10 protein-coding genes are annotated in these 12,045 nt (G+C 41.9%); all 10 read right to left on the bottom strand.

The genetic code is table 11. The features are described 5' to 3' along the window. Positions 1-141: 141 nt before the first annotated feature. Positions 142-1,041 (bottom strand): GTP cyclohydrolase FolE2, encoded by a 900-nt coding sequence (folE2, locus tag ACT3ID_RS04550; RefSeq protein WP_491540803.1) that lies wholly within the window; start codon positions 1,039-1,041, stop codon positions 142-144. 26 nt (positions 1,042-1,067) lie between these two features. Next, positions 1,068-1,520, bottom strand: a complete 453-nt coding sequence (locus ACT3ID_RS04545; RefSeq protein WP_491540802.1) for a 6-pyruvoyl trahydropterin synthase family protein — start codon at positions 1,518-1,520, stop codon at positions 1,068-1,070. Positions 1,521-2,127: 607 nt separating this feature from the next. After that, positions 2,128-3,516, bottom strand: coding sequence for a beta-helix domain-containing protein (locus tag ACT3ID_RS04540; protein ID WP_491540801.1), 1,389 nt, complete (start codon positions 3,514-3,516; stop codon positions 2,128-2,130). Positions 3,517-3,617: 101 nt separating this feature from the next. Then, complete coding sequence (locus ACT3ID_RS04535; RefSeq protein ID WP_491540800.1) at positions 3,618-6,365, bottom strand: TonB-dependent receptor; 2,748 nt, start codon at positions 6,363-6,365, stop codon at positions 3,618-3,620. Positions 6,366-6,551: 186 nt separating this feature from the next. Further along, positions 6,552-8,621 carry an ATP-dependent zinc metalloprotease FtsH gene (gene ftsH / locus ACT3ID_RS04530; RefSeq protein WP_491540799.1) on the bottom strand — a complete coding sequence of 690 codons (2,070 nt, stop codon included), beginning with the start codon at positions 8,619-8,621 and terminating at the stop codon, positions 6,552-6,554. A gap of 160 nt (positions 8,622-8,781) precedes the next feature. Then, complete coding sequence (gene thiL, locus ACT3ID_RS04525) at positions 8,782-9,819, bottom strand: thiamine-phosphate kinase (protein ID WP_491540798.1); 1,038 nt, start codon at positions 9,817-9,819, stop codon at positions 8,782-8,784. A gap of 99 nt (positions 9,820-9,918) precedes the next feature. Continuing rightward, positions 9,919-10,368 carry an ExbD/TolR family protein gene (locus ACT3ID_RS04520; RefSeq protein ID WP_491540797.1) on the bottom strand — a complete coding sequence of 150 codons (450 nt, stop codon included), beginning with the start codon at positions 10,366-10,368 and terminating at the stop codon, positions 9,919-9,921. A 15-nt stretch (positions 10,369-10,383) separates the two neighbouring features. After that, a complete protein-coding gene (locus ACT3ID_RS04515; RefSeq protein ID WP_491540796.1) occupies positions 10,384-10,923 on the bottom strand; it encodes a biopolymer transporter ExbD in 540 nt (179 codons plus the stop codon). A gap of 16 nt (positions 10,924-10,939) precedes the next feature. Next, on the bottom strand, positions 10,940-11,209 hold the full coding sequence (locus ACT3ID_RS04510) for a hypothetical protein (RefSeq protein ID WP_491540795.1): 270 nt from the start codon (positions 11,207-11,209) through the stop codon (positions 10,940-10,942). Positions 11,210-11,257: 48 nt separating this feature from the next. Continuing rightward, complete coding sequence (locus ACT3ID_RS04505) at positions 11,258-11,989, bottom strand: MotA/TolQ/ExbB proton channel family protein (RefSeq protein ID WP_491540794.1); 732 nt, start codon at positions 11,987-11,989, stop codon at positions 11,258-11,260. Between the last annotated feature and the right edge of the window lie 56 nt (positions 11,990-12,045).

Genomic DNA, 12,045 nt, shown 5'->3' with positions numbered 1-12,045 from the left:
TGCCTTCCAAATTATCTGGGGTCAATGATTAAAAACCAGCTCATAATACCTTTGGAGAGGCTATCTATAATAGAAGTGATTCCGGAACAGGATATAAGATTTATACCTATTCCCTTATTTCCTTGTACCCCATATCCTAATTTACCTCAGGCCGTTCTTAACGCCCTTGCAGATGCGACTCACGGCATCGTGGCTGTGCAGACTTTCCATATGAACGCAGCGAATAACAAAATCGTGAATACGTTCTTCCTCATTTAATTGCTCATAAAGAAGCCGGGCGGCATCTTCCACAAATTTTTGAAAAGCTCCATTCATCTCGGCAAACGCCTGCTCATCTTCACGTTTTACCATAACCTGAGTTTCAGTCATCAGAGCTTCACGGCAGTGTTTGACAAGCTCTTCTACAAATAGTTCCTCATTGAGCTCAACAGTAAGACTGGCTACACTCCGCTGACTGTGAGGAATACTGGCTACTTCCCTGTTTTCACGTGCGTGTTCCGAAAGTTCGTATGAGCAGGGACATGCACTACTGTACTCAAAGTCAAGGTGCATAAACTTTCGGAAGTCTCCGTCAGCATTCATCGTACCTTCAATAGAAACATTATAGTACTGATATCCTTCGAGCCCCGATCGCAGACTCTCTTGCAGAATCGGATAATTAAATGACAAACGCAGATAGGCTGTTTGCGAATCCAGCTCTTCACGATACGTTTCCAGGACTTCTTTAAGTTTATCGGGATGGAAAACATCATCTTTAAAATCATAAAATGAGCGTATAATTCTGCTCATATTGATTCCTTTTTTACCGGCTTCCAATCCCACATAGCCGTCGACAGATGTCTCAAGGGTAATCAATTCTCCATCCGGCCGCGGATATTTTAACGGCAGTTTGAAATCGGAAATACCAACTTGTTGAATGGGCACGTTTGCCCCTTCAATAAGCGAAGCCGGTCCATTTTGAAGATCGGGTAAACTATCTTTGTAATCGTCTGACACGGTGAAGGTTGGATCGTAATAACGTTTCAATTTAGTAGAAATCATTCGTGCTTACTGCAATTTCTTAAATTTTAATGTATTGCCGGAGTTTCTTTTTTCAAAAGGTATGGACAATATTTGGCTGAATTTCGTTCGGTTTCCCGGAGTTCAACTTCATACAAAAAGCCATTGCCATTTGTTGCTTCCCGAATCGGTTTTTCTAACTCCTCAAAAAAAGCCTTGACCAAATTTTCTGTCGAAGGCATTACATCCTCAAGAAAATCTACATCCAGATTTAGATTCTTATGGTCGCATTTTTCAACAATACTAGACTCAACAATCGCCTTCAACTTCGACAGATCAATAACATACCCCGTCTCGGGATCAGGTGTACCAGCAACGGTCACATTGATAATATAGTTGTGTCCATGCCAATTTTCATGATTACACTTCCCATACATATCTCTGTTCCACTCGTCAGATTTATCGGGATTGTGCAAGCGATGCGCTGCGTTAAAGTGAGCCTTCCGAGTTACAAAAACCAAGCCGTAGATTTTTTATTGTTATGAATACTGATTTTAAATAACGCATCTTTAATGGAGATTGTTCCCCATTTAATATCAGGATAATTTATCACCCAAATAGATTTTAATCAAATTGCTGTTAAAGGCCTGAAAAAGATCATAACCAGTACTTATTCAAGTCATTTATGTAGCAAATAATTAAGCGTAGAGTCCAAATGTTTGGTCTGAGGCACCATTTGGTACCAACACCTGTTCGTTACGAACAATATTCCCTTCAGCTTATTTGAGAACCTGTCCAGCTTCCGGCGAATTCCTCATCACCTACCCCCCTGGCTATGATCAGTGGTTAATAGGCATTAAAGAAAGGGAAAGGACAGGAGAGGGTTCAAAACGAAGGGTTGGTACACATGAGAGCATCGGGCCGAGATAAGAGGAGAATCGGGTGACTTCAAAGCCGAAAATTCTCTTACTACGGAGCAGAGCTCCCTCGTAACAACACATTTGTGTAACTCTGCGTCTTCTCTGTGAATCTTGTGGATACCTAGAATAAAAAAGGAGGACCGAATCAACGGACCTCCTTTTTGTGATCAGCACACCTCACATTTGGGACTGTGAGATATTTTTAAAACTAATTTGATGGCCAGCGAACCCAGCTTCCTTCCCGGGTCCAGTCTTCGGTACCAAAAGCACCACGATATTCAACCTGATCAAAAAATCCATCGTTGGGCGGAGTTTCACCACTGTCTAATGCAGGAGAATCGGATTGGAGACTAAAATCATAGTTAGCCGGATTATTAAACAAAGGATCAACTTCTTCATAAGAACCAGCATAACGCTCGGCGTCCGGTTGATCGGCACGACCACCGGCGTCGGAGGCATCCTGAAATACATCATTATTATGGATGACAAATCCGTTAAGACTTAACGCATCGGGATAATTGGTATAGGTGTCATCTCCTTCTTCACCTTCATCACCACCTTCGAGTACAAATGGTGCACCGTCAAAATTAGAGACGATGAAATTATTATATGATCCTTCCAGGTGTTCGCGCAGACGAAGCCCAAAGTTATTTTTCTCGGGACTACTGCCATCACCGGCTCCATAAACTGTAACGTTATAGAGATTAGGAGAGGTAGGTCCGTTGCCACCGTCACAGTCAGAAAGATCGGCACATCCGTCATTTTCGAATCCGTTATCGGCACCTGGTTTTTGAACAGCTAACCAAAACTGCCCGCGGCCGACCCAGCCTTCGTCATAATCGAATGAATCATCGTCAGCGCCGTAGGCAATGAAATATTTCAGATCTACAGTTCCACCGAACAACTCTACGCCATCGTCGCTGCATTCGTACGTTTGTACGTATTCGATAGTCGTCCCGCTTCCCACAGAATAGAGCGTCAGGGCCTGAAGTTCAGAGCCTTCTGCAATACTGAATCCGGTATATTCGATTCGCACATAACGCAGAATACCGCTGTCATCATCATCTTTGTTTCCACCATATTGGATTGCTTCATCCAGGCCTTCAACCTCACCGACTCCACTGGGATTACTGTTGGGAGCATGGCCGGTAAGAATAATTCCACCCCAATCGTTGCGCTCGGGATTATTCCGGGCCGATGTAAATACAATGGGATTATCAGCTGTACCATCAGCGACAAGACGTGCCGTCGGACGAGTGCCATCTGAGAAGTTCTCATCATCCTGGTCCAGCGTGATTATTGTCCCAACATCATCAGAGTTACCATTGTGATACTCGAAACTCACCGTAACCCCGGGCTCGATAGTCAGCGTGACACCCGGCATTACAAAATGCGGACCGGCAAGCGTAGTATCATTACTCCACGTCTCATCTTCGGATATCAACGTACCCGGCAGGTTTTGATACACTTCGGGAATTTCTATTTCTTCCTCTTGCCCATCACCTGGATCGGTGGGATTGTCATCACCACAAGCAGAAACCATTAGCGCTAGAGGCAATAAAAGCATCATTAATCTTTTTGTTGCTGTATTAATCATGAGTGATTGATTTTGGATTGATTAAATGTTGACAAGGTGAAGATGAAAAACATGCTTTAAGAAATTATTATCCCAAGATAGGCAAACCATTATCTTTAGGATTAGAAATCGTAGCTAATTCCTACATTATAGCTCACTCCCGGCGAATACCTGTTTGTAATTACCTCTCCCTGCTTATAAATCACATCTTGGTTAAGCAGGTTTTCGATATCCGCCTTAAGTGTAAACTTGGATACCCGATATTTTACTCCAAGATCTATCTTATCGAAAGGCTGCTCATATTCGTCATCAGGATGGCGTCGCATCCCAACGGTAACGATCCGTTCGCCAAAGGTGTTATAATTCGCTGAAAGTTCAACATTCCATTGTGGGATGGTGTAGTAGGCTCCTACGTTCAAAGAATAAGGTGATTGACCATACATCGGCCGCTCAAAATTAGCCGTACGGTAGCGATCCTTTTCTTTGCTGCGGGTTTCCGAAAGGATATATGAGCCATTAATCACCATTTGGAATTGCTCAGTAATATTTCTCCTCCCTTCTATCTCTATTCCAAATAGATTTGCCTCTTCTGCATTCTTGTACTGCACTTCCGTCCGCTCGGTAAAGCGATAGAACAATTCAATAGGTTCAAAAAACTTTTTGTAAAAAGCACTGACGGCAAACATTTCACCGGGACTCGGATAGGTCTCAAAACGCAGATCGTAATTGTGGATTTTCGTTCGATTTAAATCCGGATTTCCATACACGATCTGTGATCCCACAAAATCCTGAAATCGAAAATCAGAAATCTCACGAAATTCGGGACGTGCCAGCGTCATTGAATACGCCCCGCGAATATTCATCTTTTCTGATACGCTGTATGTAGTATTTATCGCAGGTAACAGATCAGTTTTGCTTACGTTGGCAATGGTCTGACTGGCATTATCAACATCAATCATTACCTTCTGTACGGATTGCTCAATACGAGCTCCCGCCTCAAGCGAAAAGTTATCGAAGTAATTCCAGTTGGCACTGAGATAACCGGCAAGTAATGTCTGCTCACCGTCATATGAATCCCGCGACTGCGTAGTTTCTGCTAAATCCAGCAAATCATTTTCGACCATTGAAGGGTCAAGCGCAATATCGGCCGGCTCACTCTTCATATCACGAGGGTACGAACCAGTGAAATTTTGATATTCCAGTCTGCGAGCCGAGAAATCACGTTGTTTGAGTTCGGCCGAAAAACCAGTTTTAAACTCCAGTGACTGCAGCGGCTCGAGTTCATAATCTACTTTGGTCGTATAGTTATTGTCAGTCTGGTTGGAGAAGAAGTGTGAGTTTCCTCCGTCATCAAAATAGATGTTGTAATGCCCTTCGGGCGTTAAATTGTACTGGGTTGTTCGGCGGTCGGGGCGATCTTGTTTGGCTCTGGAATAGTTTAGCGTTATCGACAACTGCGACTTCAAAAGCTCATCAAAATACCGTTCGAATACACCGCTACTCGAAAAAATAGCACGCCTGTTGAAATCCAGGACTGTTTGACGTGTATTCCGCGGATAGTTAACATAATCCCCGATAATCTGTTGCGCAGAATTTTCAAGTGAATTAGAGTAAAGGTTTTTAAGGCCAATCTTTGTCTGCGAATCAGGTTTAAAAAACAGGTTCAGCATTCCGCTTATCTTAGCACTCTCGGTACCCTCTCTGCTAATGTAGTCAGCATTCAATACGTTTTTCGCGGCGTCATCATTGTAACTTTGAATTACCCGGAATTCGCGACTTGGTTGCAAGGATCGATCATACTTATAGCTAAAATTTGATACAATACCGATAGGTTTATCGCTTTCATTTATCTGGTTTGCATAACTGAGTTCAACTTTTTGTGATGGGATAGCTTGGCGACTATTGTTGAGAGACCAATCTTTATGAAGAGCATTAGCAACCTGCTTTTCATTCTCAATTGTAATCCGACTATTTTGCAAAACTACAGGCATCCCTCTTTTTCCATTATCAAAACCAAGGAAATCAGTTGCACTTCCCTGATATCCCAAAACATCCTCAAAAGTTGAAATGCTGTTATAGCCGGTTGAGTATGAGAAACCGATATCTTGCTCTTCCGGAAATTCTTTTGATGTGATCTGTACCGAACCCCCGGAAAATTCACCGGACTGATCTGGTGTAAAAGTCTTTTGGACCACGATATTATCAACCGAACCGCTGTTGATTAAATCAACCGGTGCCTCTTTTTTCGTTGGACTCGTTGAAGGTACTGCTCCGCCATTTAACTGAACATTACTGTAACGATTTCCAAGTCCACGGACGAAAACATCTTTGCCATTTAACAGCGTGACTCCTGTAATACGCTTCATGGCCGTAGCAACATTACTATCACCGGACTTGCTGATAAATTCCGAAGATAACCCATCCTGGAAAGCAATGGCCTTTCGCTGTGTGGCCAGTAAACCTGCCTCACTATTTGTAACAGCACCTGCACTAACGGTTACTTCTCCCAAGCCATAGGTTTCGGGCTGCAAGGATATATTAAGCTTGGTTACCTCACCGGATTCAACTTTTACATCAGTCACTTTCTTATTGGCGTAAGAAATATAAGAGATGGTAATCGTATAAATCCCCGGTGCAACTCCACGGATACTATATTTGCCATCAATATCGGTTGCCGCACCCCGAGTAGTATTTACAATAGCTACATTAGCGCCGATAACTGGTTCGCCTGTTTTACTATCTACAATCTTACCGGCAATTTTACCGGTTTGATTCTGGGCATTTACCTGAGAGATGACAGTAATACAAATGAAGGTTGTTAAAACGAACCCCAATAACTGTTGGAAAGTTGAGTATAATGAAGTAATCACAATAAGTGTGCTGATTTAATTTGAGTTTCCTTAACATCACATGTCAAGGATAGCACACTGATATTGCAGTACTGTTATCTCACCATTATTACTATGTTATTTTCACTTTATGAAAATGTTAACAATAGCAATCTGACAACATAAGAATGGGTGATAGATTATTCTCACACAGCTGTCAAAATGAGATTAATCGGCGTTGTTATCCGGTGAAGACTTTGTAGAAGATGTCTGAGGCTGATCATTTATCCCCCCAGATTCTGATAACTCTCCAAGATCACTTTTACCGTTCTGATCTCTGTTATCTTTTTCGTAATCGAAAATTCCTTCAGGATATTTCCCCTCAGGATGATCGCCAAGAAGCTCTTTCAGGTCATTATGATCGAGAACTTCTTTTTCAAGCAGCGTCTTAGCCATTTTTTCGAGCTTATCTTTATGCTCGTTAATCAATTTTCGAGTGCGCTTGTAGTTCTCTTTGATAATTTCGCTTACCGCATCATCGATACGTTCGGCTGTCCGATCCGAATATTTTTTATTGAAACCATAACTATTTTCAGGATTCTGTGAATCCTTCAGTGACAGATAACCTAGCTCATCGCTCATACCATACTCAGCAACCATCGCAAAAGCCATATTCGTGATTCGTTCCAGATCGTTTTGTGCACCTGTAGAAATCCGATCAAAAATTATCTCTTCTGCAACACGTCCACCGAGCAAAGCACAAATTTTATCATTGAGCTCTTCGGTTGTCATCAGAAAGCGATCCTCGAGCGGCGTCTGCAGTGTGTATCCCAACGCAGCTAGACCACGCGGTACGATACTCACTTTTAGCACAGGATCTGTATGTTTGAGGTACCAGCCGACAATAGCGTGACCAGCTTCATGATAAGCCACAATTTCGCGCTCTTTGGGACTGATTAACTTATTCTTTTTCTCAAGTCCTGCTATAACGCGTTCAATAGAATCCTGAAAATCTTCCATTTCTATGGCATCTTTATTGCGACGAGCAGCCGTTAGTGCAGCCTCGTTACAGAGGTTCGCCAGCTCTGCACCGGCAAAACCCGGCGTTTGCGATGCCAACAATTTCAGATCGATATCTTCAGACATTTTTAAATTGCGTGTATGTACTTTCAGTACTTCTACACGACCTCTCAAGTCTGGTTTATCGATGAGTATTTGACGGTCGAAACGTCCGGGACGCAGCAAAGCTGAATCCAGTACATCCGGCCGGTTTGTTGCCGCCATAATTATGACTCCCTTATCGGTATTAAAGCCGTCCATTTCGCTAAGGAGCTGGTTTAGGGTATTCTCTCGTTCATCATTAGATCCCATCTGCATCCCCTTGCCACGGCTTCGGCCAATTGCATCAATTTCATCAATGAAAATGATACATGGTGCTTTTTCTTTGGCTTGTTTAAACAGGTCACGAACACGTGCTGCTCCGACACCGACAAACATTTCTACAAAATCGGAACCACTAAGACTGAAAAATGGCACATCTGCCTGTCCGGCTGTTGCCTTTGCAAGCAGGGTCTTTCCGGTTCCCGGAGGACCTACGAGTAAAACTCCTTTGGGCAGTGTACCCCCCAGCTTAGTAAACTTCTGAGGATTTTTTAAGAATTCGACAATCTCTTCAACCTCTGCTTTCGCTTCTTCCAATCCAGCCACATCTTTGAAAGAAACTTTATTTTCCGACTGTTTATCGTAGAGTGATGCCTTGTTTTTTCCGATATTTAATACCTGTTGTCCCGGATTCATACGCCGGAAAATAAAGATCCAGAATGCTATTGCTATACCAATGAGTATCAACCAGATAAAGATGCCGCTAAACCAATCTTCTTTTACTACAGCATCATAGGTTACATCATAGTTATCAAGAATAGGACGTATGTCATCCCCCTGAAGCATTGTAGTAGTAAACTTTTTATTGCCTGAGGAAGTAAACGACCACTGATCCTGGTTTTCATCCGGTGGAGGAATTATACCATCTTCTATAGCTTTATTGCTATAAGTTCCATCGATATAAGTACCATTTTCTATGGTTATCTCGTCAACATATCCTTCTTCAACATATTCCAAGAACGTGCTATATTTAATGCGAGTACCATCTTCCGGACTCATAAACCAGAACTGAATTCCCAATAAACCCAGTAATAGAATTACATATATCCAGATAGGAAATCGAGGGGATTTATTTTTCCCCTTTAATATCTTCTGATCGTCGTTCTTTTTATCAGGGGTATTTTTATTCTCAGGCATTGCCGTTTTTATCAATTAAATCTTAATCATGTAAATATACGATAATTCTTGCTTCTGTGCTTAAATAACCGCCTATTCCTATATTCTGATATCACCCTTAGCAGGTAATAAAGTAGTATACAACGATGAGCGTCCCCTGTTTATTGGTGATGGATTTCAATTACGACTCAGAACTGTCTTCAAAAAGAATAGTATCACCATCAGCCTGCTGCATGCGAACCCCCTTATCTTTTTTAGTAATCTTGCCTATCACAGCAAAATCTTCAAACTCATCCGTCAATTTCTCTACGTCTTGTTCAGGAAGGGTAAACATTAACTCAAAATCTTCTCCCCCATAAAGGGCATATTTATCTACATCTTCTTTCATCTCATCAGCTACCTGGCGTGTATCAAGTGCAATAGGTAATGCTGTTTGATAAATATGCGCTCCTACTTCAGATGCCTGAGCCAACTGTTGCAAATCACTTGCTATCCCCTGGGTGATATCTATCATTGAAGAGGGAACAATATTTTGATTATCTAATTCTCTCACAAAATCTCTTCGTGCTAAAGGAACTAACTGGCGCTTAACTACATATTCATAGTCATCAAGGTCCGGCTGAAATGCTTGTTGGCCCTCTTGCTCTTCCCAAAACTCTTTCTCTCTCATCAAAATGCGCAAACCTGCAATGGCTCCACCGAGATCACCTGTAATACATATTGCATCGTCGATTTTGGCACCTTTCCGGTAGGTTATTTTTTGAGGATTTACACTGCCATAACAACTAACGGTAGCACTTAATATCTGGTGTGATGCTGTCAGATCACCTCCGACAATTTGAAATTCATGATCCTTCCCAGCCGTACCAATACCGCGATATATTTCCTTGAGCATATCAACAGAAATTTTGTTAGGTACAGCCAAATTTATAAGCAGTGCCTCTGGATCTCCATTCATTGCATATACATCACTAACAGCCGCTGTGCCCAATTTGTATCCCAGATGATGAAGGGGCACATATGTAAGGTCAAAATCCACACCTTCCATAAATGTTTCGGAACTTAATAACTGTAACTCATTATCATCATTTATAACGGCTGCGTCATCTCCATAACCTTTAACAACTGATGAATGTTCATACATAGAATGTTCCATCAGCTCTTCTATGAGCTCATTTCTGCCTATTGATTGTATAGTGCGGAAAGAATCTTTATCCATAATATTTCTAATAATAAAAAAGGCAGGTACACTTAAAGTGTACTTGCCTTTCTAAAATTTTTGAATGTTATTATCTAGATTTTATAAACTGCCCTGTGTTTAAGGATCTTCTTGTTTCGTAGAGTAATTTATTCGCAGTGTTCCTGCTTCTCTGAGCTCCTCCTGAATATCAGTTACAATACCAAACTCAGTTTCATCATGTACTCGAAGCGAGACAATTAGCCGTGGTTCCTCTTTAAGCTTGTCATACATCAGTCGGCGCACGGCAGAAACATCTTCTATGATGGCATCATCAATTTGGATCTGAGTCTGCCCAAGCTTGTTGCCTGCAAGCTTTTCAGGCCCCACATATATGTAACTTACAAGGCGTTTCTGTTCAATTTTTTCGATGTTTTCGGCGCGGGTATAATCAATTTGCACCTGCAAAGTTACTTCCCGCAAAACTGTTGTCACCATAAAGAAGATGAGCAACATAAAGATAATATCCGGCATTGCTGCCATTGGGATATCTTCTTTCGTCTTTGCAGATTTCTTTTCAAAATGTCCCATAGTTATATATACCTGTTAATTGGGCTCTGCGATTGAAATTTTCTTTGGATACATATCCTGGATCTTCTGCTGTTGTTCGCTTTCATCTTCCAGCTGTTCATACGATACACCAAACTGGGATCGGGCCGCTTGATCTCGAATCTCATTATATGCACCCATCACCTCGTCAAGCATATCTATATAGACGTTGTAGGGGGTTGCCCTGTCCGTCTTTATAGAAACAATAGCTTTATCCGGCGATTCAGATAGTTCGGGATCTTCACCATTGTTGGTGATAAAATCCTTTACTTGCTGTTTCACCTGATCAACAGGAGTAGGCTCTTCATCTAAAAGAACCTGTCCCTGAGCATTTACTAGAATATTCAACAGGTTGCGCTCCTTAATGGGTGGTGGTTCCTGATCTTCTTCAGGTGCGGGGGGCAGTTGTAAACCGATACCCGTATCAACATCAATCGTAGTCACCAGAAGAAAGAAGATGAGCAGCAGGAAGGCTATATCAGCCATTCCAGCACCACCTATCTCTGGTTCCTCGCGTTCATTACTTTTATCAAACATGGCTAAAACCTAAGTGTTATATATTAAATGTCCCACGTAAACCAGTGGCAAAAATCAACAGGAGCATTGCAGCCATCATAAACAACATAGTGCCGATGGCTGCTTCAGTAACTGTTCCGGCAATGGCGTACGCAACGCCAAAGACAATAAATGGAACAATCATTGTTATAATTTTCTTAACATCCTGCTTGCCCTTCATAATGCTTTGGATACCGGAGACCAGCATTCCCAGCACGCCGAGTCCGATCAATCCCAAGCCTACACCAAGTGCTATAGATACTATCATAATATTAGGTAAGAATTGGTTAAAAAGGTAGTAATTAGTTCTCGTTTATTATTCTTCGGACTCAGCAGAGCCAGAGGTATCAATTATTTGTTCTCCTTCTTTAAGCATTACAATAGAATCAATAAGAGTGATAGAACTCTCTTCCATTTCAGAAATTAATCGATCGATTTTAGAGACACAATAGTTATAACCAATTTGCAGAATAATACCTGCAAGCAGACCAGCAGCTGTTGTCAGCAGGGCTACCTTAATACCACCAGCAACAAGTGTTGGCGAAATATCACCAGCCTGTTCAATAGCATCGAATGCCTGAATCATACCAACAACAGTACCGAGGAATCCGAGCAGAGGCGCAATAGCAATAAAGAGCGACAGCCAGACCAATCCCCGCTCGAGGAAACTCATTTCAATAGATCCATAAGCTGATATAGCCTTTTCAGCAGCTTCAATACCTTCATCTACCCGCATTAGCCCCGCCTGAAATACTGACGCAACAGGACCGCGTGTTTCGGCACAAAGTTCTTTTGCTGCAGGAACACCACCTTCTTGTAGCGCTTCCTGTACATCTACAATGAATTTCCGTGTGTCAATATCAGCAAGATTTAGGGTAATGATTCGCTCCAGGAAAATTGCCAATCCCAGAATCAGAGCGACGAGCACAGGCCACATAAAACCGCCCTCATTACCTTCATTAAACTTCTCAACTAATACATTAAAAAAACCTTGGTCTACTCCTGCTTGAAGAAAAAAGAGAGCTATAGACGATGTCAACGATGTCATACGATTACTCCGATTAAATTATATAAGTTAACTGTTAATAAGGGCTTTTAAAGATT

This window comes from Fodinibius sp. GM108 (assembly GCF_058386985.1).
Note: the sequence above shows the minus strand (reverse complement) of the source record. Positions and strands in the feature narration are given on the sequence as shown.

Bases quoted from the DNA above. Each gene is read 5' to 3' on its own strand.
- ftsH (WP_491540799.1), bottom strand. From the start codon at position 8,621: ATGCCTGAGAATAAAAATACCCCTGATAAAAAGAACGACGATCAGAAG.
- ACT3ID_RS04520 (WP_491540797.1), bottom strand. From the start codon at position 10,368: ATGGGACATTTTGAAAAGAAATCTGCAAAGACGAAAGAAGATATCCCA.
- thiL (WP_491540798.1), bottom strand. From the start codon at position 9,819: ATGGATAAAGATTCTTTCCGCACTATACAATCAATAGGCAGAAATGAG.
- ACT3ID_RS04515 (WP_491540796.1), bottom strand. From the start codon at position 10,923: ATGTTTGATAAAAGTAATGAACGCGAGGAACCAGAGATAGGTGGTGCT.
- ACT3ID_RS04505 (WP_491540794.1), bottom strand. From the start codon at position 11,989: ATGACATCGTTGACATCGTCTATAGCTCTCTTTTTTCTTCAAGCAGGA.
- folE2 (WP_491540803.1), bottom strand. From the start codon at position 1,041: ATGATTTCTACTAAATTGAAACGTTATTACGATCCAACCTTCACCGTG.
- ACT3ID_RS04510 (WP_491540795.1), bottom strand. From the start codon at position 11,209: ATGATAGTATCTATAGCACTTGGTGTAGGCTTGGGATTGATCGGACTC.
- ACT3ID_RS04540 (WP_491540801.1), bottom strand. From the start codon at position 3,516: ATGATTAATACAGCAACAAAAAGATTAATGATGCTTTTATTGCCTCTA.